Source organism: Pseudomonas sp. LSJ-87 (assembly GCF_032971465.1).
Taxonomy (GTDB): domain Bacteria; phylum Pseudomonadota; class Gammaproteobacteria; order Pseudomonadales; family Pseudomonadaceae; genus Aquipseudomonas; species Aquipseudomonas putida_Z.
The window spans coordinates 200,230-227,040 of sequence record NZ_JAWJYQ010000004.1 but is presented as its reverse complement, the minus strand read 5'-3'; the positions used below and the strand labels follow the sequence as shown (position 1 = coordinate 227,040).

Below are 26,811 nucleotides of genomic sequence, written 5' to 3'. Positions count from 1 at the left end.
CTCTTACGGGTCGGGGCTGTCGATGGTCAGGTGCTGGATGGCCTGGGTGGCGCTGGGCAGTGGCGTGCCCTGGCCAATCCACTCGCCATGGGTTGGCTGGCCAGCGCGTGATACACGTGCAACGAGTTGGACTTCGGCAAAGTCCGACAGTTTCATCTGCGGCATCATGGCGTCAGCATCGGACAACTCCACCTCGATCGGCAACTGCGCCACAGTCACCCGCTTGGCCGCCAGCGGCATGGGTGGGCCATTGCTGGCGCGGGCGAAGATGAACACCGTGTCGTCCGGCTTGACCTTGTCCTTCAACGCCGCCGCCAGTTCCACGCGCACCTTCAAGCGAGCCGCCACGGGCGCCGCAGCCTGCCCCGGCGAACCACCCAGGCGCTCGGCGGCGCGGTCGATACCGCCCTGCAGCGCCGCACGCGAGGCATCACCTTCCGGCAGCTGCGCCAGCAGGCGCTTCCAGTAATCGATGGCTTCCTGGTAACGCTCGCCCTCGAAGGCAGCGATACCACGCAGGCCCAGGCTGGTCACTTCGTTGGGGTCGGCTTTCAGCGCCTCGTCAGTCAGCGCCTGCAGCTGCGGGCTCCATTTCTTGTCGGCGGCGAAGTACAGCGCCTGTGCCCACTGCCCGAGCAATTCGGGCTGGCGATCGGCCAAGGCCACGGCGCGCTCGAAGGTACGCGCGGCATCGGCAGGGCGCTGCTCGGCCATGTAGGCTCGGCCCAGGAAGTACACGGCCTCGGCCGAATCCGGCTGGGCCTGCACCACCCGTTCCAGGCGGGCAGTCATTTCTTCCATCGACTTGGGCGCCTCGGCAAACTCCTGGGTCAACTCCACCTTGTCGGCCGCGCCGAAATGCAGGTACAGCCCCAATGCCAGCAGCGGCACCAGCAGCGCCGCCAGCAACGGCAGGGCCTTGCCCAGGTGCCCCTGGCGCGGGGCCTCGGCACCTTCGGTATCCGCCAGCAGCTCACGGGCGGCCTCGTCACGGCCCTTGGCCATCTGCGCCTCGTCGAGCACGCCAGCGGCTTGCTGGGCAGCCAGTTCGGCGACGCGCTCCTGGTACAGGGCCACGTTCAGGGCGGTGCGGTCTTCTTCCTGCTGGCGGCCACGGCCACGCAGGATCGGGATCAGCAGGAAGCTGAGGGCAGCGAGCAGCAGCAGGCCCGCGCTAAGCCAGAATTCAATCATGGGTCTGTTCTTTTTCCAGCAATTTGGCGAGACGCTCGCGTTCTTCGGCGGACAACTCATTGGCGCCCTGCACGGCCGCACCGCGGCGGCGGCGCACGATCAGCGCCAGTACCACGAAACCACCGGCCAGCAAAATCCCCGGGCCGAACCACAGCAGCCAGGTACGCCCGCTGAGCGCCGGCTTGTAGCGCACGAAGTCGCCATAGCGGTCGACCATGAAGTCGACGATCTGCTGGTTGCTCTTGCCCTCGCCGAGCATGCGGAAGATTTCCCGACGCAGGTCGGCGGCAATAGGCGCGTTGGAGTCGGCGATGTCCTGGTTCTGGCACTTGGGGCAGCGCAGCTCCTTGGTCAGCTGCTGGTAGCGCTCACGCTCGGCATCGTCGCGGAACTGGTAGGTGTCGATGGCCGCCTTGGCCACGCCCGCCAGGCTCAACCCCATGAAGAGCCCCAGCACGGCAGCTGCCAGCCCCCGCTTCATGGCTTGGCCTCGTCGACCAGGCCCTGGTACAGCGGCGCCAGCTGCTCACGCCAGACCGTGGCATCGACCACGCCCACGTGCTTGTAGCGGATGATGCCCTTGGCATCGATCAGGAAGGTTTCCGGCGCGCCGTACACGCCCAGGTCCAGGCCCAGGCTGCCCTGCTCGTCACGAATGTCCAGCTGGTACGGGTTGTGGAACTCGGCCAGCCACTTCAGGGCCGCCGCATTGTCGTCCTTGTAGTTGACGCCGTGGATCACCACGCCCTGCTGGGCCAGCTGGTTCAGGTACGGGTGCTCGACCTTGCACGACGGGCACCAGGTGGCCCACACGTTGACCAGTGCCGGGCGGCCCCGCAAGTCGGCCTCGGTCAGGGTACGGTCGCCCTGGGTCGAGGCCAGGGAAAAGGCCGGGAACGGCTTGCCGATCATTGCCGAGGGCAGCTCGTCGGGCTTGAGGAACAGCCCTTTGTAGAGGAACACCGCCACCAGCAGGAATACCGCCAGGGGGACTACCATGATCCAACGCTTCATGCAGCTGCTCCAGACACGCCCAGGGCATCACGCACCCGGGTCTTGACCTTGACGCGATAGCGCCGGTCGAGGGCCGCCAGCAACCCGCCCAGGCCGGTCAGCAGACCGCCCAGCCAGATCCAGCGGACGTAAGGCTTGATATGCACGCGTACCGCCCAGGCACCGTTCTCCAGCGGCTCGCCAAGGGCGACGTACAGGTCGCGGGTAAAGCCGGCGTCGATGCCGGCTTCGGTCATCATCGACTGCTGCACGGTGTACAGGCGCTTCTCCGGGTGCAGGGTGGTCACTTCACGGCCATCGCGGCTGACCACCACGGTGCCTTTGTCGGAGATGAAATTCGGCCCTTCGAAATGCCGGGCACCCTGGAACAGGAAGTGGTAACCGCCCAGTTCCACGCTCTCGCCCGGCGCCATGCGCAAGTCGCGTTCGGCGCTGTTGTTGCTCGACAGCACCACACCCAGCGCGCACACCGCCAGGCCCAGGTGCGCCAGCTGCATGCCCCAGTAGCTGCGACCCAGCCCGGGCAGGCCCTTGAGCAGGCCTTTGTGGCGGGTCTTGTCGAGAATGTCGCGCAGCCCGCCAAGCACCACCCAGGCGGCCAGGGCGAAGGCGGTCAGGGTCGGCCAGTCGAAGTCGTCGACGATAAAGCCCGCCACCGGCGCGAGGATGGCGCTGCCGAGCAGCACCGGGGTCATCATGCTGGCCAGCCATTTGCCGGGGGTGTCTTTCCAGCGCACCACCACGCCCACGCCCAGCACCACCATCAGCAGTGCCATCAGCGGCAGGAACAAGGCGTCGAAATACGGTGGGCCAACCGACAGCTTGGCCCCGGTCAGCGCATCTAGCACCAGCGGGTACAGGGTACCAAGCAGAATCATCGAGGCCGCCACTACCAGCACCAGGTTGTTGGCCAGCAGCAGCGTCTCGCGCGACCACAGGGCAAAGCCGACCTGGCTCTTGACCACCGGTGCGCGCAGGGCGAACAGAGTAAGCGACCCACCGACCACGAACAGCAGGAAGATCAGGATGAAAATGCCCCGCGACGGGTCGGCGGCAAACGCGTGCACCGAGGTCAGCACACCGGAACGCACCAGGAAGGTACCCAGCAGGCTCAGCGAGAACGCGGCAATCGCCAGCAACACTGTCCAGCTCTTGAACACCCCGCGCTTCTCGGTCACCGCCAGCGAGTGGATCAGCGCCGTACCCACCAGCCAAGGCATGAACGAGGCGTTTTCCACCGGGTCCCAGAACCACCAGCCACCCCAGCCCAGCTCATAGTAGGCCCACCACGAACCCAGGGTAATGCCGACCCCGAGGAAGGCCCAGGCAACGATGGTCCAGGGCCGCGACCAGCGCGCCCAGGCGGCGTCCAGGCGGCCACCGAGCAAGGCGGCGATGGCGAAGGCGAAGGCCACCGAGAACCCGACGTAGCCCATGTACAGCATCGGCGGGTGGACGATCAGGCCAAAGTCCTGCAACAGCGGGTTGAGGTCGCGGCCATCGGTCGGCACCTGCGGCAGCAGGCGCTGGAACGGGTTGGAGGTGATGATCAGGAAGCTCAGGAAGCCCACGCTGATCATGCCCATTACCGCCAGCACGCGGGCCAGCATCACCTGTGGCAACTGCCGCGAGAACACCGATACGGCGAAGGTCCAGCCGCCGAGGATCAGCGCCCACAGCAACAGCGAACCTTCGTGGGCGCCCCACACGGCACTGAACTTGTAGTACCAAGGCAAGGCGCTGTTGGAGTTGCTGGCCACATAGGCGACCGAGAAGTTGTCGGTCATGAAGGCATGGGTCAGGCAGGCGAAGGCAAAGGCCAGGAAGGCGAACTGCCCCCAGGCCGCCGGCCGCGCCAGGCTCATCCACAGGCTGTCGCCACGCCAGGCGCCGAGCAGCGGCACGCTGGCCTGCACGGCGGCAAAGCAGATGGCCAGGATCATCGCCAGCTGGCCGAGTTCGGGGATCACCAGCGCCGCGTTCATGGCTTGGCCTCCCCGCCGGTGGCGGCCTGGCCGCTTTCCTTCAGGGCCTTGGTGACCTCGGGCGGCATGTACTTCTCGTCGTGCTTGGCCAGTACTTCATCGGCCACCACCACGCCATCGGCGTTGAGCTTGCCGAGGGCGACGATGCCCTGCCCTTCGCGGAACAGGTCGGGGAGGATGCCACGGTAGGTGATCGGCACCGACTTGTTGAAGTCGGTGACCACGAAGCGCACGTCCAGCGAATCGGACGAGCGCTGTACCGAACCTTTCTCGACCATGCCGCCGGCGCGGATGCGGGTGTCCAGCGGCGCTTCGCCGTTGGCGATCTGGGTCGGGGTGTAGAACAGGTTGATGTTCTGCTGCAATGCGCTCAAGGCAAAGCCGACGGCAACCCCGACGCCGACCAGCAGGCCGACGATGAGCAACAGGCGTTTCTTGCGCTGCGGATTCACTGGTTGTTCTCCCGGCGCAAACGGCGCGCCTCATCTTGCAGGTAGCGACGGCGGGCCAGCACGGGCGCGGCGACATTCAGCGCCAGCACCGCCAGGCAGATGCCATAGGCCGTCCACACGTACAGGCCATGGTGGCCCATGGCGAGAAAGTCACCGAAGGTGGCGAAACTCATTGTGCGGCCCTCCGCCCCAGGCTGTTCAATACTTCGTCCTTGACCCAACTGGCGCGCGCTTCGCGCTTGAGCACTTCAAGGCGCATGCGCAGCAACAGCACCGCGCCAAAGAAGCAGTAGAAGCCCAGCGCCGTGCACAGCAGCGGCAACCACATTTCTGCGGGCATCGCCGGCTTTTCGGTGAGGGTGAAGGTGGCGCCCTGGTGCAGGGTGTTCCACCACTCCACCGAGTACTTGATGATCGGGATGTTCACCACGCCGACGATCGCCAGTACCGCACAGGCCTTGGCTGCACTGTCACGATTACTGATTGCCTGGCCCAGCGCAATAATGCCGAAGTACAGGAACAGCAGGATGAGCATGGACGTCAGCCGGGCATCCCAGACCCACCAGCTTCCCCAGGTGGGCTTGCCCCAGATGGCCCCGGTGACCAGCGCCACCGCGGTCATCCAGGCACCGATGGGGGCGGCGCACTGCAAGGCAACGTCGGCCAGTTTCATCTTCCACACCAGCCCCACCACCCCGGCCACTGCCAGCAGCACGTAGCAGGACTGCGCCAGCATCGCCGCCGGCACGTGGATGTAGATGATGCGGAAGCTGTTGCCTTGCTGGTAGTCCTGGGGGGCGAAGGCCAGGCCCCAGGTGATGCCGACCAGCAGCAGGAGCACGGCAGCGCCGGCAAGCCACGGCAGCATGCGGCCGCTGATGGCATAGAACCATTTGGGGGAGCCCAGCTTGTGGAACCACGTCCAGCTTATTTTCATCAGGGTACATCCAGGGTATTGGCCGGGCTTGAAAGCCCGGGACTCGTTATTCGCCGACGCTGATCTTCAGGCCGGCCGCTATCGCAAAGGGTGCCAGGGTCACGGCGAGGGCCGTCAGGCTGGCGAGCCAGAGCAGGTGGCCGGTTGCCGGCATATTCTGCAACGCCGCTTGCAACGCACCACTGCCCAGGATCAATACAGGGATATACAACGGCAGAATCAGCAATGCCAGCAGCAAACCGCCGCGTTTCAGACCGACTGTCAGCGCCGCGCCCACCGCGCCCAGCAGGCTCAGCACCGGCGTGCCCAGCAGCAGGGAACCGAGCAGCACCGGCAGGCAATGGCTCGGCAGCCCCAGCATCAGTGCCAGCAGCGGCGCCAACAATACCAGCGCCAGCCCGGAAAAGATCCAGTGCGCCAGCACCTTGGCCAGCACCAGCAGCGCCAACGGGTGCGGCGACAGCACCCACTGTTCCAGCGAGCCGTCCTCGAAATCGCTGCGGAACAGGCCGTCCAGCGACAACAGCACCGCCAGCAGTGCTGCCACCCAGACCAGGCCTGGCGACAAGGTTTGCAACAATTGGCTTTCCGGGCCGACTGCCAGCGGGAACAGCGCAACCACGATGGCGAAGAATACCAACGGGTTGGCCAGCTCGGCCGGGCGGCGGAACAGCAGGCGCGCTTCGCGGCGCAACAACAGGATGAATACGCTCATGCCGCCCATTGCCCCAGGTTCAGTTCACGGTAACCGGAGGGCTTGCGTTCCAGCGTGTGGTGGGTGGTCAACACTACCGTGCCGCCCTGCTCGCAGTGGGCCGCCAGGTGCGCCTCGAGCTGCGCCACGCCCTGCTTGTCGAGGGCGGTGAAGGGTTCGTCGAGGATCCACAGCGGCGGGCTGGCCAGGTACAGCCGGGCCAGGGCCACGCGGCGCTGCTGGCCAGCAGACAGGGTGTGGCAGGGCACGTCTTCGAAACCACGCAGGCCGACGGCCGCCAGTGCCGCCCAGATCGCCTCGCGGCTGGCCGGCTGGTGCAGGGCGCACAGCCAGGTGAGGTTCTCCTCGGCGGTGAGCAGGTCCTTGATGCCGGCGGCGTGGCCGATCCACAACAGGATGCTGGCCAGGGCGTGGCGCTGCTCGGCCAGTGGCTTGCCGCCCAGCAGGATCTGCCCGGCCGTCGGCTGCATCAGGCCGGCCAGCAGGCGCAGCAGGCTGGTCTTGCCGCTGCCGTTGGGGCCGCTGATCTGCAGCATGTCGCCGGGCCGCAGCTCGAAAGCGAGGTGCTCGAACAGCAGGCGCCAGTCGCGCTCGCAGGCCAGGCCCGCGGCTTGGAGGTGAAGGGTCACGGTTTCGCCTTATCTTTGTAGGGCTAGAGGTCGGCGTCGTCTGCTTCGCGGGTAAACCCGCTCCCACAGGTTCAGCGCAGGGTTTGAAAGCTGCGCAAACCTTTGTAGGAGCGGGTTCACCCGCGAAGCAGGCGACGCCGACCTCTAGCCCTGTATCTCAAGTCGCCCCCCTCGCTGCCGTTATACTGGCAACGACGGACGGTCGGCATTATTACACGCGCCGCCGCGCTGCCAAGAGGGCGGGCTCGACAGGTTGTATACAATCATGACTGAAATCAATAGTCTCGGCGCACAAACCGCGATCAGCCCCCAGGCCATCAAGGCGGGCATGACCGGCGAACTGCTGCGCCTGACGCAACCGCAGCCCGGCTTGATGGCCCCCGGCGAGACCGCGCAGGCCGAGGTCATGTCGTTACGCCAGGTGGGCCAGGACTTTCAGCTGGTGCTGCGGCTGATGCAGGCCAACGGCACCCAGACCCAGCTGCAAGCCAGCGCCAGCCAGCCCCTGCCCCAGGGTAGCCAGGTCACGGTCAGCCAGACCGAAAGCAACCGCCTGGCGATCATGCTGCAGCAGGCCAGCGCCAGCCAGGTCGCCACCCTCACCCAGCTGGACACCAGCAAGGTGCCGGTCGGCACCCTGCTGCAGGGCAAGGTCCTGACCAACCAGGCGCTGGCCCAGGCCCCCGGCCAGCCCGCCGTCTACCGGGCGCTGGTCAGCCTGCTGAACAGTGCCCAGGCCGGCGCAACCCTGAGCGTGGACAGCCCTCGACCGCTGGCCGTCGGTAGCCTGCTCAGCGCGCTGGTGCAGGGCGACCAGTCGCTGCGTTTCGTACCGCTCAGCGGCCGCCAGGACCAGCTCAGCATTGCCCAACAGCTGCTGACCCAGCAAAACCGCCAGGCTTCGCTGCCCGGCCTGCTCAATGCCCTGCAACAGGTGACCCGCGACCCGGGCGCCGATGGCGAACTGCGAGCCAGCGCCGAACGCCTGCTGGCGGGCCTGCCGGAAGCCCGGCAACTGGGTGATGCCAAGGCAGTGGCCCAAGCCCTGAACAACAGCGGTACCTTTCTCGAAGCCAAACTGCTGGGCGGCCTCCCGGCCAGCGTCGCCACCGACCTCAAGGCGCACTTGCTGCGGCTGATCACCGTCGCGCCGGCCAGCACACCCGGGGCGCCCAACCTGGCGCCCGCCAGCCTGGCCGTAACCATGCCGGCCCTGGCCCGCAGCGCGCTGGGCATGCTCGAACGGGTCAGCCCCAAGCCGCAGCCGGGCGCATTCCCGCTGCCGTCGCGCCTGCTCAAGGCCATGGAAGACGAAGGCGACCTGCAACAACTTCTGCGCCTGGCCGCCGCTGCCGTGTCGCGCCTGCAAAGCCACGCCATGAGCAGCCTGCAACAAACCGGTACCCTGGAAAACGGCAACCTGCAGACCACCTGGCAAACCGAAGTGCCGATCCGTCACGGCCAGGAGTTCATCCCGTTGCAGGTCAAGCTGCAACGCGAGGAAACGCCACAACAGCAAGCCGACCGCCAGCAGGAATCAGCCGACCCGCTGCAAGCCCTGTGGCGTATCGAGCTGGCTTTCGACCTCTCGCCCCTTGGCCCGGTGCAGGTCCAGGCACAACTGAGCCAAGGCCGCCTGGGTGGCCAGCTTTGGGCGGAACGCGAGGCTACAGCCCGGCTGATCGACAGCCAGCTCGGCAGCTTGCGCGAACGCCTGTTGGCGCGGGGCCTGGATGTAGGTGATCTGGAATGCCATCCTGGTATCCCGCCACAAGGCCCGCGTACGCGGGTTGAACAACGCTGGGTGGATGAGAACGCATGACGCACCAACCTGCACGGCAGGCGATTGCCCTGTTCTACGACGGGCAGCAAGCCCCTACCCTCACCGCCAAGGGCGACGATGCGCTGGCCGAGGCCATCCTGGCATTGGCCCGCGAGCACGAAGTGCCGATCTACGAAAATGCCGAGCTGGTGCGCCTGCTGGCGCGCCTGGAGCTGGGGGACCAGATACCGGAGGCGCTGTACCTGACCATTGCCGAAATCATTGCCTTTGCCTGGCACCTGCGGGGCAAAGTGCCTGCGGGCTTCGATGACGAACCTGCCGCCCCAGGGCCTACCCCACCGCTGCTCGGAAGGCTGCCCGGAGGCGAAGGCGCCTGACCGCCATGGTATCCATGCAAATTGCCTTTTTGCGCCATATTGGTAACGTGCCGTTCAAGGTCAGGCGCTTGGCGATGTAAGGAATACTGTAATGCGTACCATCTGGTTCTTGCTGCTCCCGGGCACCCACATCCTTGATCTAGGCGGCCCGCTACAAATCATGGCGAGCCTCGAAGAACTCCAGCTGGCACCGGTCAACGTACGTTGCATAGCCGCCAGACAACAGGTCAGCAGTTTTCAGGGCGTGACACTGAGTGGCCTGCACCAGCTGCCTGAGCGGCTCGCACCGCAGGACTTGCTGTTCGTGGTGGGCAACAAGCTCTCTGCGACACCCGCCGAAACAGCGATATTGACCGCCACCGCCCTGTGGCTGGCGAAGGTGGTCAGGCAAACGCCGGATATAAAGCTGTGCTCCATATGCACCGGTGCGTTCCTGCTGGGCGAAGCTGGCTTGCTGGATGGCCGACAGTGCACCACGCACCATCGTTACGTCGATTTGCTTCGAATGCGCTACCCAGCAGCCAAGGTGCTGGAGAACCGCCTGTTCGTCGAGGACGATGGCGTGTTCACCTCGGCAGGCGTGTCCAGCGGAACTGACCTGGCACTGCACATCGTCAGCCTGGAATTTGGCAAGGTCGTGGCCAACCAGGTGGCGCAGGAGCTGGTCATCTACCGGCGCCGCGCTGGCGAAGATGTGCAGCTGCGCGCGGCAGACCTGGCGCGCAATCACATCCACCCGTTGGTGCATGCGGCCCAAGACTACATCGATGCACACCTGGGTACCCACTTCAGCTTCGAACAACTGGCCAGCCAGTTCAATGTCAGCTACCGGCACCTGGCGCGGCTGTTCCGCGACAATACCGGTCAAACGCTGCAGAGCTACCTGCGCACCCAACGCATCGACCTGGCCCGTGAGCTTTTGCGCAGCAGCCACCTCAACGTGGAACAGATTGCCGAGCGTTGCGGCTACGGCAGCAGCCATGCCTTTCGCTTGGCATGGCGCCAGGAAATGCCGCAACCGCCCCTGCAGTTTCGCCATGCTCTCGCCCACGAGCGCGCCTAGATTTTCGACTGCTACCGCTCGCTTATCGCAGTCGGGGCGAAGCTTTCGGTGAAAAACTCCACCACGGCCTGGCGCGAAGCGTCGCGCGCCGCCGGGTCAGGTGCCGAACGCCCCACGCCGCCCTGACCACGGTGCAAGAACGGGTCCTGATACTCCTGGGCGGCCTCCAGCCCGTTGAAACCGTGCTCTGCGCCGGGGTAAACCAGCACCTGCGCACGCGCCTGGTCTTCGCTGGGCAGGTTTGAAATCAGCGACGGGCAGGCACGCGGGTCATCGTCGTACTGGTCGTTTTCGCCTACCAGCACCAGCAAGCGAGCCGGGGCCAGATGCTTGAAGGTATAACCTGGCACATGGTTGTAACCCCAGCACACGGGGTAAAACGCTGCCATCGAGATGGGGCGAATACCTGAGGCTTGCTCCAGCTCGTCGTTGATGGGCGCAGAGGCGGCGAGCATGGCCTGTACACCCCCCCAGGAAAACCCGAGCACTCCCACGCGCTGGCCGTCGACGCCAGGCTGCTTGGCCAGGTAAGCCAGGGCGCCTGCCAGGTCCGGCAGGGTATCGTGCACGCGTGGCGGCCGCCCTTGTGCACCGCCAGTGAGCCTGCGCGCGCCCCACATGTCCAACTCCAGCGTTGCGATGCCGCGGGCATTGAGGTCACCGCCATGCAAGGGACCACGCGAATCCATACCCGCCGAGCCATGCAGGATGATCACAGCCGGTACCGGGCCCGCGGCCTTGGCCGGCAACGACAACACCGCCGGAACCCGAATCGGTATCGCCTTGCCGGCGGATGGCAGTGGCTGACTATAGAAAGAGACGAGCCGTTTGCTGACTGTGGCAACGGTGCCGCTATTGGTGGCAGCGACCTCAGCCCGAGCCGTTGCGACCTGAAGGGCACAGCCCAGCACCAAGCTGATGGCCATTACTTTGAACATCTGGTTACCCCTGAACGTCATGAGCGGGTGTTGAACCGGCACCCGTTATCGAAAATTGACGGCGCCCGGCATCATCCGCACATCGCCATTACTGCCAGGCCGTCGACATGCCATTGGGTGAATGCCAATGGGTCGAGCATCGCCATGCCTGCCATCACGCAACTCGCCAATGCGAAAGCCACGGCATAGAAACGCACTTCCTTCGCGCAGGCCGTGCCATACACCGCGATCAATGCAAGGATCTGCACGCCCACGGCGAACACGCCAATGCCGAATCCTGAAGCGAGCAGTTCAGCCATTGAACACCGCGTTCCGGTTATGGCCGACCGGCGCTGCCATGGATGTTTGCAAGGACACGGCCTGGAAAGCCTGTTGCAGGTCGGCCTTGATATCGTCCACACGCTCCAGGCCGACGCACAACCTGATCAAACCATCCGAGATACCCGCCTGATGCCGCGCCTGTGCGTCCAGCCGCCCGTGTGTGGTTGTAGCTGGATGCGTGACCATGCTGCGGGTGTCGCCAATGTTGGTACAGCGCGCCACGCAACGCAGTTGGTCAATCCATTGCCAGGCTGCGGCCTGGCCCCCGACGATCTCGAAAGCCAACAGTCCGCCATGGCCGTCCTGCTGGCGGCATGCCAATGCATGCTGGGGGTGGTGCTCCAGGCCGGTGTAATGCACCGCGGTCACCAGCTCCTGATGGCTAAGCCAGCGGGCCAGCTCGAAGGCGCTCTGCTGTGCCCGCATCATCCTGACTTCGAGGGTTTCCAGGCTTTTGAGCAGCAGCCAGGCGTTGAACGGGCTGCAAGAAATGCCCAAGGTACGCAGAACACCCCGCAACACCTGCATCAGGCTTTGCGACCCCGTCACGACGCCCGCCAATGCACGCCCCTGGCCATCCATGTACTTGCCAGCGGAGTGGATGACCAGGTCCGCTCCCAGTGTGTGTGGCCGCTGAAAAACCGGGGTCAGCAAGGTGTTGTCCACCACCAGCAACGCCCCTTTTTCATGTGCCAGGGAGCTTACGGCGCGGATATCACCGATTTTCAGCAGCGGATTGGAGGGCGACTCCAACACCACCAGACGGGTCCTGCCGTCGATTGCTGACTTCCACTGCGCCAGGTCTGTCAAATCGACGAACCGGGCCTCGATCCCGAAGCGGGCCATGTAGTAGCTGAAGGCATTGACGGTAGTGCCGAACACGTCACGGCTGCAGACGATGTTGTCGCCTTGCTGGAGAAAGGCGTGACAAAGCGCGGTGAAAGCGCCCATGCCGGAAGCGAACGCCACTGCACTTTCAGCGTGTTCGAGCGCCGCCACACGGCTTTCAAACGCTTGAACGGTCGGGTTGGTGAAGCGGCTGTATACATTGCCCTGCTGTTGCCCGCTGAAGCGCTCGCAAGCCTCTTTCGCTGAAGCGAAGGTATAGGCGGACGTCATGGCCAACGGCTCGCAGAACACATCGGACAGGTCGCTGACCCGGTGAGCATGCAGTGCCCCAGTTGCATTGAAATCAGTTGCGTCGAAATCATCCAGGCCAATCACGGTCGATTGCATGGTTTTGCGCCTCCTTGTTTGCATTGAACAATGCGCAATTGATTGGTGGACTATTCAGGTTCAGCGAGTTGAGCAGCCAGGGTTTCGCTTGATGGGCGAACCGCTATCAGCCACAACGATGCCAGGGCAGCCACCGCCGTGGCCGTGGCCAGGCCGGCCAAGGTCAGCTGATAGCTTTGATGCCGGTCGAAATCCAGTGCGCCCAGCTGCGTGGCCACCAACGCGCCAAGTTGATGTACCAGGAACAGCATCCCGAACACCTTGCCTTTGATTTCGGCGCCATACAGCGCGAAGCAGAAGGCAGATGTGAGCACCACCGTTCCGAGGTAACTGGCGCCAAACAGCACAGCGAACACGTAGGTTCCAAGGGGCCCGGGCGTGGTCAGCAGCACGATGACCGCAGCGGTTCGCAGCAGGTAGAACATCATCAGCAGCAGGCCCTTGTTGTAGCGGGTAGCCAACCAACCCGCGAGCAGGCCGCTGACCAGTTCCAGCACACCTAACAGGCTCAGGCCGCTGGCCTGCACCGAACTGGGCAGCGCCTCACCCTGCCAGAACGACACCAGATGAACATCGATGAACGCCATGGTGGCACCACAACTGGCGAAACTGAGGGCCAGCACGAAGAAGCGCGGGTCACGCAGCAGAAACATTACCGGATGCCTGACCTTTGCCGCCTGCGGGTCGGGCTTCAACGGCACGGTGCGGGATACCCAATACAGCGCCAGGCTCAAAGGCACCAGAAAGATCAGGCCAACCCAGGAGAACACCGACTGCCAGGGCACGCTCTGCTGCAGCATGATCCACAACGGCGACAGCACGATGAAGCCAATGGAGGTGCCGTTGGTGACGAATGCGAAAGCGAAGGCCTTGAACCGTTCAGCGACCAGGCGATCGACCAGAATACCCATGGGTACATAGGTCATCGCAGCGAGGGCAAAGGCGCCGAGCAGGCCATACAACAGGGTGAACACCAGCAGGTGCGTGCCTGCGAATGTCACGCCCAGCAGCACCACCCCGCCGCTGACACTGCCCAGGGCCACCGTGCTCAAGGGCCCAACCCTGTCGCTCAGCCACCCCACCACGGGCGATACCAGGCCAATGGTCAGGACGAACAGCGATCCTGCGGTAGCCAAGGCTGCGCGCCCCTCGCCAAAGTGGGAGGCCAGGTCGACGAAGTAGACTTGGTACAACCCCTTCAAGGCGCTGGACAGAAACATCACCACGAAGCCGACGACCAGCACCGAGACGATCAAGGTAGAGCTGAATTTCTGTTTCATGGCCAATCCTTATCGTGTGGGCATTACACCGCCTCGGCCTGCGGAGCTCGGCAATACGCCTGGTACATGTTTTCGTACATTGCGTAGAACAGCTGGCAGGTGTGGTCTACAGCCTGCAACGCCTCTTCTTGCATCTGCGCCGTGCTGCACAACTGCGAGACAAGGTCCAAGCCTTCATTGACGTGGCCCACGTCTTCCTTCTGGTGCACCGAGAAGAACAGCAAGTCTTGTTCGGCCAGGCCATAGGCACGCCCCAGCAACACATGCCGTGCATCTCCAGCGACGGTCTCGAGGTTTTGCCCTTCGCTGGCGATCATCACTGCTGCCGCACCAATGTGATAACGCGCCGGGTCACGTACCGCCTGCAGGCGGAAATCGATCAGTTCCCAGGTGGCTGGCAGCGGCTGCTCGGCATCACGCTCGGCATCGCTGATGCCGAGCGCCCTCAGGAAATTCTGCATGAGCACGACATGGTTGTCGGTGCGGGAAAGCCGGCCGGTTTCTTCTTCGAAACAATTGGTGATCAGTGCCCGCTTGTGGGCAGGCAACGGGCAATGAAAGAACAAATGCTCGACATAGGTCAGGAAGTACTTGGTGAGCTGATAGCCTTGCAACGCGACCTTGCGCAGCAGCGGCCTGTTGCCCTCAGGCGCAAGCAGTTCCTTGAATATCGGGTGGGACAGGGTCAGATGGTGGTGCAGTTTCTGCTCCAGCTGATCGCGAAAGGCTGCAGTAGATAAGGCCATTCAGGGTGTTCCTTGGGTGAGAGAGGCAGGTGCCGTTGACCGCGATGGCCACAGGCAGAGTCGACGAAGGGCAACTCAGTCCAGGTTGAGTCGCAGCGCAAGGCTTTCCACGGGCTGGGCCATGTAATGGCCGCGATGCTTCACGCCATCGACACGTGCGTAGTCGTCCAGCACGCCGTAGGTCTGGAAGCCGAAGGTTTGCCATAACCGGTGTGCACGGGTGCCCTCGCGTACATCCAGGGTCAACAGCTCGATACCTTGGGCCTGGCACAGGCGCACGACTTCGCTGAAAGCCCGTGCCACCAGGCCGGTCCCGCGATAGGCCGGGTGCACCACGCCCTTGCTCAGGTCGGCAATATGCCGGCAGTTCGGCATGCTGCTGCGCGAAACAATGACCAGGCAGGCCGGCCCCGCCATTGCCTGGCCGAGCAGGACATGGGTATTGCCGCCATGGATGCGCTCTTGCAACGAGGCCGTGAATTCGACGCTCTGCCCGGCAGACATCTCGTGCTCGTAACCCAGAACACCGCCATCGCCAACCGTGCTGTTGATCAGTTGCATGATGGCCGGCGCGGTATCGCTGTCGGCCTGACGCAACCACTGCAACTGTGGCTCGCCAGGGGCCACCTGCTTTGAAGAGAGGGTGTTCATTGCGTAAATCCCTTGTGCGTACAAGCTGGGATTTAAACGTTTAAGTGCGATGCCGGGTAAGAAGGGAACCGGACAGGAAGCGGAAGGATAGTGACATCCACGACCAAAATGCCATCAGCACCCGAGGGCCAGGGGGTGACGAGATCGGCCAGGCGCCGTACCGACATATCTACCACCGTCTTTTCGTGCCCCTGCTTCAACCTTGCCGGCTTCATCTCAGCGCAAGGTACCCCCATGCATTCGACTCGCATCAACGTGATGGGCACGCATTACGTTATAGACCACCTCGGCCATGTGCCCCGCCCCGATCGTGAAGCCAACCGCGCCATCCGCCAATGGCTCGCGCAGCAAGGCCATGACCTGGACCCAGACCAGCTCGACGTCGTTACCCTCCACTACTGCCCGGACGGTGCAGGTGGCCATCTGGCCGCGATCAGCCAGCGCACCAGCCTGCCCCAGGCACTGCTGGGCAACTGGCAGGGCGAGTCGGCCAGTGACATGTTCGGCAAGCTGCTGCAAGCACCCTGGGCCGGTGCATTACCCGCAGGCCCGCTACGGTTGGTGGAAACCCTCTCGGCACCCGGCTTCAATCACTACGGGGCCCCCTTCGAGGTATTCAACGGCCTGTTCCGGCGCACTGCCCCGCAACGCTACGACGCTTCCACCCATCTGCCGGTAAGCGCCGAAGCCTTCCAGCAGTTCATCAGCAACCTGGACTTCCAGCAGCCTTTCAAGGCGGCGCTGGATGTGTACTGGCGTGACCATCTGCACAGTCACAGGCTGGCGCTGAAGCTCAACTTCATCGCAGCCTGCAACAGACAGGTCAGCGAGGGCAGCCTCAGCGAGCCTGCACGGCAACTGGTCTGGCAAGCGGCCGGGCTGATGCCTCGGCGCAACAGGCTGCGACGCAGCACCTTGAGCATCTACGGCTATGCCGCAACCGACCTGCTGTACCTGAACGACCCCGCTACCGACCTGACAGTGCTGTATGTTCCTGGCAACAGCTCACCGTTGTTGACGTTCAGCAGCGAACGAGAATTGAAGGCCTGGGTCGGCGAACAATGCAAAGACCCGACCAAACGCCAGGCCCTGAAACAGCACTTTCGCTTGACCGATTGCCCGCAAGGCCTCGACTTCAGCGGCCTGGACACTGCCATGGAGGGGCTGGGCGCCTACCCTGAACGTCATCTGCTGCCACCCGAACACGGCTATTTCAACGACGACGGCACCTGGCCGCCGCAGACCTATGTCAATTATCGACCTACCAAGTACAACCCAAGGATCAAGGGCGACCTGTTCCAGGCGTTGGCCGAGCGCCAGCGTCAGCGCAGCTACGACGATGCCGCGTTTCTGATCACGGCTGACAGCGAAGTCATCAAGGCCAGGTGGCGTGGCTACCTGGCCACTACGCTCAACCTGCTGGCGCCACTGTGCCTGGTGGTACCCGGCCTGGGGCCGCTGCTGGCCATCGGCGGCATCGCCCAGCTTGGCCTGGGGCTCGACCAGGCAATCAACGGCAAGTCACTGCAGCAGCAGCAGGAAGGCATCGGCAACATCACCTGGGGCCTGTTCAACGCCTTGCCCCTGGCGGCAGGCGCTGCCGCAAGGGCCGAGGCATTGTTCGAATTCAAGGTCGAGGGTTTCGCACCACCGACGCGGCTGAATGAGCAGATCGGCTACCCCCTGAGCCCGCTCTCGCCACCGCGCTTCCCCGAGCCCGAGGGCGCACGCTACTTCCACATCACCGACCCGATAGAGCCACTGCCTGACTGTGACCAGGCGGTTGCCGACGCAGTCATTCGTACGCCCCAGTACGATGGTGAACCAGACACCCTGGCAGCGAACATCGATGGCTACAACGCCAGGATGATCTACGACATGGAGCGGGACGTATTCATTCGGGCCGAAGACCTGAACCAGGTCGACCCTGTCGGCTTCGTGGCGGTACCCGGCAGCCGGAACCTGCGCCCCGCGCCACAAGGGCGCGTGGTGACCCATGCGATGCGCAGTCGTACCTTGCGGGCGCTGGGCGTGGACCTGCCATTGCCGCTACAGGTGCCGGCCAGAGCGCCGGGCAGTTGGCCAATACCCAGACACATCTCCTGCCTGTGGGTCGGTGACCAGATCATCGGCCCGGAGCTGCTGGCCAACCTGGGCCAGAACGCAGCGCGGTTGCAAGGCAGCGAATACAGCATACGGTTGTTCCTTTCCAGCACTGCCCGGCAGGCCTACGCCGAAAACCTGGGCCTCCTGGCCACTCACGCCCCGGGCTTGCAGGTGCTACCGCTGGAAGAGCAGGCCTTCTTCAGGGCTTTCCGCCAAAGCAGGTACTACGCGCAGTACGACGCGGCCCTGGATGGCAACGGCGGTGTTGCCCGCAACTATGCATCGGCATGCGATGTGCTGCGCTACCCGATGTTGCACCACGAAGGTGGCTTGTACATGGATGTCGATGACACCTTGCTCGCGCCAGGCGAATACTCATTGATCATCGAGGGCCAACCGGTAGGCCCCGCCGGTGAACCCATCGATCAGGTCGACTTGAGCACGGACGCCAATGGGCTGCTGCTGGTACCGCCCATGTCCAATGAAAAGATGAGCATGAACAGCCTCTACAACTCCAGCCTTATCGGCAGCCACCCCGGCAACCCCACCCTGGAGGCCATTTCCGAAGAGATGTACGCACGTTACCAGCTCAATCGCGACTTCTACGACAGCAAGCCCAGCCTGGCTGAAGACCCGGGGAGCTTCTATGAGTATGCCAGCCGCCTGAGCTACCTCACCGGCCCTGCCCTGCTCAGCGACGTGGTCGATCGGCAACTGCCGAGCCTGCGTATCCTGCGCCAGCTCACCAATCTCTATGGGATGCCGCGCATCAATGCCTACCGGTTCGTCGATCTGCCACGCATGCGCGATTCGGTGCGTACGCTCCTGCCCCTGAACCGGTTCGCCACTGTCGGCGGCAACCATTCCTGGAGCCGAACATGACCCAGCGCCAACCTGTGGTCGGCGCAGCCGGCCAAGACTACGTCAAGGCAATGCTGGGTTCGGTGCCTCGTCCTGACCGCAGTGCCAGTGCAGCCATCCGCGAATGGGCCAGCCAGCAGCGGCTGGATGTGGAACCCGACAACACGCTTGCGGTGACCTTGCATTGCAAATTCGTTCCCAAGCGGGGCTGGCTGGCCAAGGTCGTCCAACAAATGAGCCTGACCGAAGCGCTGCTTGGCAACTGGCAGCAAAGCGGCTACTCCAAGGTTGCCGAGCAGACCGCGCAGCTACTGCTAAGAGGCGGGACGGCCACCGTCGACCTGCTAGGTGTACTGCCGGAGCTGTCCCTGCCACACGGTCGAGCGCCCTGGGCCCAGGCCTTCAGCCATGGTCAGGTGACGATCGTCGATGAATTGCCAGGAAGCGGCCTGGACCACGACATCGATGTGCACACCGAATTCCACGGCCTTTTTCGCCGAACCGCACCCATGCGCTACGACGCCAGCACTTATGTCCAGTTCGACGCCACGACTTTCCAGTCCTTCATCTGGCAACTCGACTTCCAGGGCGTATTCAAACGCCAGCTCGATGACTTCTGGGCTCATGCCGCCAGCCAGTACAGCGTCAGCGCATGCATCGCATTCCTCGCTGCCTGCAACCGGCAGGCATTGCGGGGCAACCTCAGTGAACAGGGGCGCAGCCTGGCGTGGCGGGCGGCAGGCGTGGAACGCTGGCACCACGGCGCCAGCCTCAGTGCCAACGGGGTAGACGCCAGGCTGCTGAATATCAATGGCTACCCATCAAGCGACATCCTCTGCCTGAGCGATACGCGCAGCCGCCTGACCTTGCTGTACATACCGGGCAATGCGGCGCCGTTGCATGAGTTCGCCAACCCGGGCGCCATGCGTGCGTGGCTTGCCAGGCAGTGCCGCGACGCCGACAAACGGGCGGCCCTGCTTGCCCACTTCAGGGCCTGCGATATTCCGGACAGGATCGGCCGGTCGGGGTTGCGTCGGGTACTTCAGGGCATGGGCGATTTCCCGCCCCGCCAGATCATCCTGCCTGCAACCAGCGTGTATCGCCTGGCCAGGGTATGGAACCCGCATACCCTGATCAACTACAAGGCAGACACCTCCAGCCCACGCATCGAATACAACCTGTTCGAGGCATTGACGGTGGCACAACGTCAACGCAGCCAATCCGACGCCGACTTCCTGATCACGCGCGACAGTGAAGTGACCAAGGCCGCATGGCGCAGCTATTTCTACCTGACCATGAACCTGGCCACACCGTTTCTGCTGGTGGTTCCCGGACTGCTACCCCTGGCTGCCGTGGCCGGGGTGGCCCAATTTACAGTGGGCCTGGACCAGGCGCTGCACGGCAAGGACTTGAACCAACAGCTCGAAGGCGCGGAGCAGGCCGTGTTCGGCCTGCTGAACGCAGCCCCGGGGCTGGCGCGTGGAGTCAAGGCGAGCAAGGCGCTGTTCGGCCAACGCCCCATTGGCTTCATCAAACCGGTGAGGCTCAATGGCCGCATAGGCTACCCGCTGAGCCCGGTCTCGCCGCCACGCTGGCCCGGGCCTGCGATGACACCCTATTTCCAGGACCTGGCAGTAGCGGGCGACCAGGTAGCCGCCAGCTGGTCCGGCGCCGATTCACACATTGCCCGCTGCGTAACGCGGCGCAGGGCATTCGGCACGGGTGACGAACTGATCGGCGATGTGGGCAATGGCCCGCACCCGCTCTACTACGACGCCCGACAGGACAGCTTCGTGCTCAAGTACCCCAACGGCACACGCGGCGCCCAGCACTATGTGGCCAGCGCCGATCCGCTGCAGCCCTCGATCAGCCGGCTGCTGCCCGATACGGACCCGTTGCGGGAAATCAGCCCGGCATCGCGCTCGCGTACGCTGCGGGCACTGGGTATCGATCTGCAGCTGCCCGTCGACCTCGACGCCCTGGGGACTGCACCAGGCATACCCGTCCCCAGGCAGGTATTTCACATCTGGCTGGGTGACAGGACGATCGCCGGTGATTACCTGGCTGCGCTCGACAACAACGTGCAGGCACTGCGCAACAGCGATTTCACGCTCAAGCTCTACCTCTCCAACGCCAACCCTCGGGCATTCGAACGCAACATGACCCTGCTGCAGCCCCGCATCGCCGAGGGGCTGAAGGTGGCTGTGCTGGAGCACCAGACCTTCTATCGCCAGTTCGAGGCAAGTGAATACTTCGGCCAGTACCAGGCTGCGCTGGAAGGGAATGGCGGTGTGGCGAGCAACTTCTCCTCGGCCTCCGACATCTTGCGCTACCGCGTCCTGCACAGCGAAGGGGGCATCTACCTGGATATCGACGACCATCTGCTGGTCGAGCCGGACGCAACCGGGCAGCTGCGGGCAAAGATCGACAGCGTACCGCTCACCACGCCCCTCGACGGGCTGCTGTTGAGGAGCCCGGTGTGCAATGCGCAATTGGGCATGTATACCAGCTACAACACCAGCATGATTGGCAGCCGTGCTGGCAATCCGGTGCTGAACGCCATTTCCGACGAGATCCTGGGCCGTTACCTCACCCCGGAGGGCCAGGCGTTCTACGAGGCTCCCAAACCGCCGCGGCAGCATGCGGCGGCATTCCAGGCCTATACCGAAAGGCTCAACACGCTGACCGGGCCCGCGGTGCTCAACCATGTAATCGACCAACGTCTACCTGAGCTCTACACCTTCAGGCAGGTGGCGGACCTGGCAAACATGCAGACCCTGAACTACGACGCGCTGCTGGATGAAGCAGCACAACGGCGTGCAGAGCTGCGGTTGCTACCCCTGGAAGAGGTAGCAATGGCGGGGAACGCACAGGGTTACTGACGGCCGGACGGGCTTGCGCGGCCACTGTATCAGGGGCCGCGCAATGCTCATGGCAATCAGTTGCTGCGATGCAGCTTGCTCATCAGCTCTGCCTCGGCCTGGGTCAGGCCGCAGCTTTCGGTCAGCTCGGCCACGCTGGCGCCCATGCCCACCAGCTTGGCCGCCTGGGTGAAGGTGACGTTGTGCGGGTCGCGCTGCTCCAGCTGCTGGATCTTGTCGGGCAGCGGGGCAACCGCCACGCGCAGGTCGTGCAGCGCCTCGCCCATGCGCACGGTACCGTTCTGGTAGTCGTCCAGGCGCTTGGCGAGGTCCTTGATGCGCTGGTCACGCAGGGCATCACCCTCGGCCTGCTGCGCGGCCAGCTCGCGCTGGCGCTTGCTGTAGTTGAGGAAGAACCACAGGCTCAGCGCCCAGACCAGCGCCAGGAAGATGACAGCAACCTGTAGGATCAACTCAGATGTTCTCCAGCTCGGACCACTCTTCCTCGGTCATCATCTTGTCCAGCTCGACCAGGATCAGCAGTTCGCCATTCTTGTTGCACACGCCCTGGATGAACTTGGCCGATTCTTCGTTACCCACGTTCGGCGCGGTCTCGATCTCGGACTGGCGCAGGTACACCACCTCGGCCACGCTGTCGACCAGGATACCGACCACTTGCTTGTCGGCCTCGATGATGACGATACGGGTGTTGTCGGTGACTTCGGTCGGCATCAGGCCAAAGCGCTGGCGGGTGTCGATCACGGTCACCACGTTGCCGCGCAGGTTGATGATGCCCAGCACGTAGCTTGGCGCACCCGGCACCGGGGCGATCTCGGTGTAGCGCAACACTTCCTGCACCTGCATCACGTTGATGCCGTAGGACTCATTGTCCAGACGGAAGGTAACCCACTGCAGGATCGGATCTTCGGAACCTTGTGCAGACGACTTTTTCATTCCCCTACCCTCAAAATCCGCCATCGGCGGTGTATTCGGTGTCATTTCTGTTTGGCATGCATCTGCTTGACCGCACCGCTGGCGATCAGCTCGGCCAGTGCGGCGACGTCGAGCAGTGCACACATGTGTTCAATCACCGTGCCGGCCAGCCACGGGCGCTGGCCACGCTGGCTGCGCCACTTGATCTCGGACGGGTCCAGGCGCAGCGAGCGGCTGACCTGGTGCACGGCCAGCCCCCATTCGTAGCCCTGCACGGAAATTACGTATTGCAGGCCCTGGCGAAAATCATCGCGGTAGCGGTCGGGCATCACCCAACGCGCGGTATCCAGCACCTTCAGGTTGCCGGCCTGGCAGGTCAGGATGCCGAGGAACCAGTCGGGCTGGCCGAACAGTGGTGTCAGTTCCTGGCCAGCCAGGGTGTAGATCGACCCCAGGCACACCAGCGGCACCGCCAGGGTCAGGCCGGCCACGTCGAACAGCAGGCATTCGAACGGCTCGGCGGCCCAGGCCGGGCGGCCATCGACCGTAGCCGGGGGCACGGGCACCTGCGGCGCCGGCAGGTGCACATCCACCAGCGGCACTGCCGGTTCCACGGTTTGCTCTTCGACCAGCACCGGGATGCTGGCTTCGGCCACCACTTCGCGCTCGACCACCGTCACCACCGGTGCTTCCACCGGCATCACGCGGGGCAGCACCGCCAGCCTGGGCTCGGCGAATGGCCGTGGTGCGGGGCTGACTGTCGCTTCGGCTGACGCCGGCCTGGCTTGCTGCAAGGCATCACGCGCCTGCTCTTCGCGCACCGCTTCGGCGAACTCGTCCGCCGCCGCTGGCGCCTCGAACAGGTCTTCGGCTTCGGTGGCCTCCTGCAGCAGGCCGTCGAGGTATGACTGCAGGGCCATCTGTGGCCGGGTATTGGTTTGCCGGGTCTGGGTCATCAGGCCACCTGCGCTGCAGTCTTGTAGGTCAGCAGGTGCTTGAGCAGCGCCCGATAGGCAATCAGCCCGCGGCTCTTGCTGTCGAATTGCGAGGGCGTGACGCCCTTGCGGCTGGCATCGCGCAGGCGCGTATCCACCGGGATGTAGCCCTGCCATACATGCTGGTCGTAGGTGTCACGCAGCAGCTTGAGCGTGGCCAGCGAGGCCTGGGTGCGGCGGTCGAACAAGGTCGGCACGATCTGGTACGGCAGCGCCTGCTTGCGCGACCGGTTGACCATGGCCAGGGTACCGACCATGCGCTCCAGGCCCTTGACAGCGAGGAATTCGGTTTGCACCGGGATCACCAGCTGCTGGCTGGCTGCCAGGGCATTGACCATCAGCACACCGAGCAAGGGTGGGCTGTCGATCAGGGCAAAGTCGAAATCCTGCCACAGCTGCGCCAGACTCTTGGCGATCACCAGGCCCAGGCCGTTCTGCCCCGGTGACTGGCGCTCCAGCACCGCCAGCGCGGTACTCGACGGCAACAGCGAGATGCGTTCGTCACTGGTGGGCAGCAGCAGTTGCCCGGGCAGGCCCTCGGGCACCGCGCCCTTGTGCAGGAACAGGTCGTAGCAGCTGTGCTCCAGGGCATCCGGGTTGTGCCCGAAATAGCTGGTCATCGAGCCGTGCGGGTCGAGGTCGACAACGACCACGCGCTTGCCGGCCTCGGCCAGCAGGCCGGCCAGGGCGATGGTAGTGGTGGTCTTGCCGACGCCACCTTTTTGATTGGCTACTGCCCAGACTCTCATCAAGCAAACTCTATCTATTGATTTGGCAGGGACACTGCTGGGGCAACTGTCTTGCTCAACATCGGAAGCTGGCGCGATCAGTGTGGGAGCGGGTTTACCCGCGAACACCGGCGCAGCCGGTGCCATGCACCGTGTCACCTTCTTCGCGGGTGAACCCGCTCCCACACAGGACCGCGCTACATTCAACTACTTGGCAGCGTCGGGGAATTGACGGATCACTGCCCCGCCACCGTTGCTGGCGTAGCCGGTGCACTTTGTGTGCCAGCCCGGCGCAATGCGGCATCCGGCGTGGCATTGGCACTGCCCGAGCCCGTCAGGCTGCGGCGCACTTCGAGGTTGCGCGAAATCACCAGCACCACGCGGCGGTTGCGCGCACGGCCTTCGGCAGTGTCGTTGCTGGCCACCGGCTGGTACTCGCCATAGCCGACCGAGGCCATGCGTGCCGGGTTTACCCCTTCCATGGCCAGCAGGCGCACGATGCTCGCCGCCCGCGCCGATGACAGCTCCCAGTTGGTCGGGTACTGCGCGGTGCGGATCGGCAGGTTGTCGGTAAAGCCTTCGACGTGCACCGGGTTGGCGAACGGCTTGAGAATGCCGGCCACCTTCTCGATGATGGCAAATGCCTTGTCGCTGGGCATGGCATCGCCACTGCCGAACAGCAACGAGGAATTGAGCTCGATCTCGATCCACAGCTCATTGCCGCGCACCGTCATCTGGTCGCTATTGATCAGGTCGCCAAAGGCATCACGCACGTCATCGCTGATGGTTTTCAGCGGGTCGACACTGGTCGCCCCAAGGCCTGCATCGGTCTGCTCGCTGTCCTTCACCAACGGCTCGGCCGAGCGCACGCTCAGCGGCCGCTCTTCACCGATGGGGATCGGCTTCATGCTGCGCTCGGGGTCGTTGAACACCCCGAGCAAGGCCTGGGAAATGACCTTGTACTTGCCCTCGTTGATCGAGGAAATCGAGTACATCACCACGAAAAAGGCGAACAGCAAGGTGATGAAGTCGGCGTACGACACCAGCCAGCGTTCGTGGTTTTCGTGTTCCTCGGTATGACGACGGCGACGCATGGGTTACTCCATGAAGCCTTGCAGCTTCAGCTCGATCGAGCGCGGGTTCTCACCCTCGGCAATCGACAGCAGGCCCTCGAGCAGCATCTCGCGGTAGCGCGACTGGCGCATGACGATGGCCTTGAGCTTGTTGGCGATCGGCAGCAGCACCAGGTTGGCGCTGGCCACGCCATAGATGGTCGCGACGAAGGCCACGGCAATGCCGTTGCCCAGCTGCGACGGGTCGGCCAGGTTGCCCATCACGTGGATCAGGCCCATCACCGCACCGATGATGCCGATGGTCGGCGCGTAGCCACCCATGCTTTCGAACACCTTGGCGGCCTGGATATCACGGCTTTCCTGGGTCAGGAAGTCGACTTCGAGGATGCTGCGGATGGCCTCTGGCTCGGCTCCATCCACCAGCAGCTGCAGGCCCTTGCGCGCATACGGGTCAGGCTCGCCGTCGGCCACCCCTTCCAGGCCCAGCAGGCCTTCCTTGCGCGCGGTCAGGCTCCAGTTGACGACGCGGTCGATCCCGCCCGCCAGGTCGACCCGTGGCGGAAACAGGATCCAGCGCAGAATCTGCAAGGCACGCTTGAACGACGACAGTGGCGACTGCAGCAAGGCCGCCGCCAGGGTGCCGCCCAGCACGATCAGTGCCGCCGGGCCATTGATCAGGGCGCCGACATGGCCGCCTTCGAGGAAGTTGCCACCGACGATGGCGACAAAGGCGAGGATCAGGCCGATCAGGCTGAGCACGTCCATCAGACGCACGCCTCCACCAGGTGCTTGCCGATTTCGTCCAGGCTGTACACCGCGTCGGCCAGGTTGGCCTTGACGATAGCCATGGGCATGCCATAGATCACGCAGCTGGCTTCATCCTGGGCCCACACCGTACTGCCGCCCTGCTTGAGCAGGCGCGCACCTTCACGGCCATCGGCGCCCATGCCGGTAAGCACCACCGACAGCACCTTGTCGCCATACGACTTGGCCGCCGAGCCGAAGGTGATGTCCACGCACGGCTTGTAGTTCAGGCGCTCGTCACCGGGCAGGATCTTCACCGTGCCCCGGCCGTCGATCATCATCTGCTTGCCACCCGGGGCCAGCAGGGCCAGGCCCGGGCGCAGCATGTCGCCGTCCTCGGCTTCCTTGACGCTGATGCGGCACAGCTTGTCCAGGCGTTCGGCAAAGGCCTTGGTGAACGCCGCCGGCATGTGCTGGATCAGCACGATCGGCGCCGGGAAGTTGGCCGGCAACTGGGTCAGCACCCGCTGCAGGGCGACCGGGCCACCCGTGGAGGTGCCGATGGCCACCAGCTTGTATGGCTTGCGCTTGGGTGCCGGCGAGTGTGCTGGCGCCGCAGCCGGGGCCGCCGCACGGGCAGGCGCAGGCGTGCGCGCCGCTGCCGGGCTGGCGAAACTGCTGGTGGGTGCATGGCTGCTGCCTGCTGGCCCAGGTGCGGCAACCGGCGCATGGCTGGCGTAGCTGCCAAAACGGCGGTTGCTGCGGGAAATGGTATGCACCTTCTCGCACAGCAGTTGCTTGACCTTGTCGGGGTTGCGCGAGATGTCCTCGAAGTTCTTCGGCAGGTAATCCACCGCACCGGCATCCAGCGCATCGAGGGTGACACGGGCGCCTTCATGGGTCAGCGACGAGAACATCAACACCGGCGTCGGGCAGCGCTGCATGATGTGCCGTACCGCGGTGATGCCGTCCATCATGGGCATTTCGTAGTCCATGGTGATGACATCGGGCTTCAGCGCCAGCGCCTGGTCGATTGCTTCCTTGCCATTGGTCGCGGTACCCACTACCTGGATCGTCGGATCCGCCGAGAGGATTTCCGAGACGCGGCGGCGGAAGAAACCGGAATCATCCACCACCAGGACCTTGACTGCCATAAACACTCCATTAGGCGGCGCAACCCGCCAGGGTG

Annotated in this window: 27 protein-coding genes; 5 read left to right on the top strand and 22 right to left on the bottom strand. The window is 64.2% G+C overall.

The genetic code is table 11. From position 1 onward, the window contains the following. Positions 1-3: 3 nt before the first annotated feature. Genes ccmI through ccmA form a run of 9 tightly spaced genes read right to left on the bottom strand, consistent with a single transcriptional unit; the run spans position 4 to position 6,926 of the window. A complete protein-coding gene (gene ccmI, locus RYH74_RS06125) occupies positions 4-1,194 on the bottom strand; it encodes a c-type cytochrome biogenesis protein CcmI (protein WP_075045903.1) in 1,191 nt (396 codons plus the stop codon). Then, positions 1,187-1,675: a cytochrome c-type biogenesis protein gene (locus RYH74_RS06120; RefSeq protein ID WP_025340052.1), complete on the bottom strand. Its 489-nt coding sequence runs from the start codon at positions 1,673-1,675 to the stop codon at positions 1,187-1,189. Before RYH74_RS06120 ends, ccmI begins: the two co-directional genes overlap by 8 nt. Then, positions 1,672-2,208, bottom strand: coding sequence for a DsbE family thiol:disulfide interchange protein (locus tag RYH74_RS06115; protein WP_023663391.1), 537 nt, complete (start codon positions 2,206-2,208; stop codon positions 1,672-1,674). Before RYH74_RS06115 ends, RYH74_RS06120 begins: the two co-directional genes overlap by 4 nt. Further along, entirely contained in the window at positions 2,205-4,178 is a 1,974-nt protein-coding gene (locus RYH74_RS06110; RefSeq protein ID WP_015271186.1) for a heme lyase CcmF/NrfE family subunit, read from the bottom strand. Before RYH74_RS06110 ends, RYH74_RS06115 begins: the two co-directional genes overlap by 4 nt. Before the next feature lie 11 nt (positions 4,179-4,189). Beyond that, positions 4,190-4,645, bottom strand: coding sequence for a cytochrome c maturation protein CcmE (gene ccmE, locus RYH74_RS06105; RefSeq protein WP_019096399.1), 456 nt, complete (start codon positions 4,643-4,645; stop codon positions 4,190-4,192). Beyond that, positions 4,642-4,818, bottom strand: coding sequence for a heme exporter protein CcmD (gene ccmD, locus RYH74_RS06100; protein ID WP_013973562.1), 177 nt, complete (start codon positions 4,816-4,818; stop codon positions 4,642-4,644). Before ccmD ends, ccmE begins: the two co-directional genes overlap by 4 nt. Further along, on the bottom strand, positions 4,815-5,582 hold the full coding sequence (locus tag RYH74_RS06095) for a heme ABC transporter permease (protein ID WP_012273476.1): 768 nt from the start codon (positions 5,580-5,582) through the stop codon (positions 4,815-4,817). Before RYH74_RS06095 ends, ccmD begins: the two co-directional genes overlap by 4 nt. A 46-nt stretch (positions 5,583-5,628) precedes the next feature. After that, positions 5,629-6,306: a heme exporter protein CcmB gene (gene ccmB / locus RYH74_RS06090; protein ID WP_013973563.1), complete on the bottom strand. Its 678-nt coding sequence runs from the start codon at positions 6,304-6,306 to the stop codon at positions 5,629-5,631. Continuing rightward, entirely contained in the window at positions 6,294-6,926 is a 633-nt protein-coding gene (gene ccmA / locus RYH74_RS06085) for a cytochrome c biogenesis heme-transporting ATPase CcmA (protein WP_013973564.1), read from the bottom strand. Before ccmA ends, ccmB begins: the two co-directional genes overlap by 13 nt. Before the next feature lie 265 nt (positions 6,927-7,191). On the opposite strand from ccmA, the gene RYH74_RS06080 reads away from it, so the two are divergent. From RYH74_RS06080 to RYH74_RS06070, 3 genes are all read left to right on the top strand, one after another. After that, entirely contained in the window at positions 7,192-8,748 is a 1,557-nt protein-coding gene (locus tag RYH74_RS06080; RefSeq protein ID WP_317409101.1) for a flagellar hook-length control protein FliK, read from the top strand. Next, positions 8,745-9,086, top strand: coding sequence for an EscU/YscU/HrcU family type III secretion system export apparatus switch protein (locus RYH74_RS06075; protein WP_075045906.1), 342 nt, complete (start codon positions 8,745-8,747; stop codon positions 9,084-9,086). Before RYH74_RS06080 ends, RYH74_RS06075 begins: the two co-directional genes overlap by 4 nt. A 91-nt stretch (positions 9,087-9,177) precedes the next feature. After that, positions 9,178-10,149 carry a GlxA family transcriptional regulator gene (locus RYH74_RS06070; RefSeq protein WP_023663289.1) on the top strand — a complete coding sequence of 324 codons (972 nt, stop codon included), beginning with the start codon at positions 9,178-9,180 and terminating at the stop codon, positions 10,147-10,149. A gap of 11 nt (positions 10,150-10,160) precedes the next feature. Here RYH74_RS06070 and RYH74_RS06065 read toward each other — a convergent pair whose 3' ends face one another. The 6 genes from RYH74_RS06065 to RYH74_RS06040 form a co-directional block, all read right to left on the bottom strand. Beyond that, positions 10,161-10,838, bottom strand: a complete 678-nt coding sequence (locus tag RYH74_RS06065; protein WP_178076911.1) for a dienelactone hydrolase family protein — start codon at positions 10,836-10,838, stop codon at positions 10,161-10,163. Positions 10,839-11,158: 320 nt separating this feature from the next. Continuing rightward, positions 11,159-11,386, bottom strand: a complete 228-nt coding sequence (locus tag RYH74_RS06060) for a hypothetical protein (RefSeq protein WP_085588993.1) — start codon at positions 11,384-11,386, stop codon at positions 11,159-11,161. Further along, positions 11,379-12,644, bottom strand: a complete 1,266-nt coding sequence (locus tag RYH74_RS06055) for an aminotransferase class I/II-fold pyridoxal phosphate-dependent enzyme (protein ID WP_317409100.1) — start codon at positions 12,642-12,644, stop codon at positions 11,379-11,381. Before RYH74_RS06055 ends, RYH74_RS06060 begins: the two co-directional genes overlap by 8 nt. Positions 12,645-12,694: 50 nt before the next feature. Next, positions 12,695-13,924, bottom strand: coding sequence for an MFS transporter (locus RYH74_RS06050; protein WP_024087451.1), 1,230 nt, complete (start codon positions 13,922-13,924; stop codon positions 12,695-12,697). 23 nt (positions 13,925-13,947) lie between these two features. Then, positions 13,948-14,670 (bottom strand): TenA family transcriptional regulator, encoded by a 723-nt coding sequence (locus tag RYH74_RS06045; RefSeq protein ID WP_013973572.1) that lies wholly within the window; start codon positions 14,668-14,670, stop codon positions 13,948-13,950. Positions 14,671-14,745: 75 nt separating this feature from the next. Beyond that, the gene (locus RYH74_RS06040; protein ID WP_013973573.1) at positions 14,746-15,321 is read right to left on the bottom strand and encodes a GNAT family N-acetyltransferase; all 576 of its coding nucleotides are present in this window, start codon (positions 15,319-15,321) and stop codon (positions 14,746-14,748) included. Between the two features lie 234 nt (positions 15,322-15,555). Here RYH74_RS06040 and RYH74_RS06035 point away from each other — a divergent pair, with 234 nt between their 5' ends. Both RYH74_RS06035 and RYH74_RS06030 read left to right on the top strand, forming a co-directional pair. After that, positions 15,556-18,309: a dermonecrotic toxin domain-containing protein gene (locus RYH74_RS06035; RefSeq protein WP_317409099.1), complete on the top strand. Its 2,754-nt coding sequence runs from the start codon at positions 15,556-15,558 to the stop codon at positions 18,307-18,309. Next, positions 18,306-21,170, top strand: a complete 2,865-nt coding sequence (locus RYH74_RS06030; RefSeq protein ID WP_317409098.1) for a dermonecrotic toxin domain-containing protein — start codon at positions 18,306-18,308, stop codon at positions 21,168-21,170. The genes RYH74_RS06035 and RYH74_RS06030 overlap by 4 nt, the downstream gene beginning before the upstream one ends. Positions 21,171-21,226: 56 nt before the next feature. Here the strand turns inward: RYH74_RS06030 and RYH74_RS06025 are convergent, their stop codons facing one another. The 7 genes from RYH74_RS06025 to RYH74_RS05995 all read right to left on the bottom strand — a co-directional run bounded on the left by RYH74_RS06025 (position 21,227) and on the right by RYH74_RS05995 (position 26,776). Next, positions 21,227-21,622: a DUF2802 domain-containing protein gene (locus RYH74_RS06025; RefSeq protein ID WP_025340064.1), complete on the bottom strand. Its 396-nt coding sequence runs from the start codon at positions 21,620-21,622 to the stop codon at positions 21,227-21,229. A gap of 1 nt (position 21,623) precedes the next feature. Next, positions 21,624-22,103, bottom strand: a complete 480-nt coding sequence (locus RYH74_RS06020) for a chemotaxis protein CheW (RefSeq protein WP_003254393.1) — start codon at positions 22,101-22,103, stop codon at positions 21,624-21,626. Between the two features lie 41 nt (positions 22,104-22,144). Next, positions 22,145-23,038 (bottom strand): CheW domain-containing protein, encoded by an 894-nt coding sequence (locus RYH74_RS06015; RefSeq protein WP_025340065.1) that lies wholly within the window; start codon positions 23,036-23,038, stop codon positions 22,145-22,147. After that, complete coding sequence (locus tag RYH74_RS06010; RefSeq protein ID WP_025340066.1) at positions 23,038-23,826, bottom strand: ParA family protein; 789 nt, start codon at positions 23,824-23,826, stop codon at positions 23,038-23,040. Before RYH74_RS06010 ends, RYH74_RS06015 begins: the two co-directional genes overlap by 1 nt. Positions 23,827-24,041: 215 nt before the next feature. Further along, positions 24,042-24,899: a flagellar motor protein MotD gene (gene motD / locus RYH74_RS06005; protein ID WP_317409097.1), complete on the bottom strand. Its 858-nt coding sequence runs from the start codon at positions 24,897-24,899 to the stop codon at positions 24,042-24,044. A gap of 3 nt (positions 24,900-24,902) precedes the next feature. Further along, positions 24,903-25,643, bottom strand: coding sequence for a flagellar motor protein (locus RYH74_RS06000; RefSeq protein WP_046614572.1), 741 nt, complete (start codon positions 25,641-25,643; stop codon positions 24,903-24,905). Continuing rightward, a complete protein-coding gene (locus RYH74_RS05995; RefSeq protein WP_317409096.1) occupies positions 25,643-26,776 on the bottom strand; it encodes a chemotaxis response regulator protein-glutamate methylesterase in 1,134 nt (377 codons plus the stop codon). Before RYH74_RS05995 ends, RYH74_RS06000 begins: the two co-directional genes overlap by 1 nt. Positions 26,777-26,811: the final 35 nt, after the last annotated feature.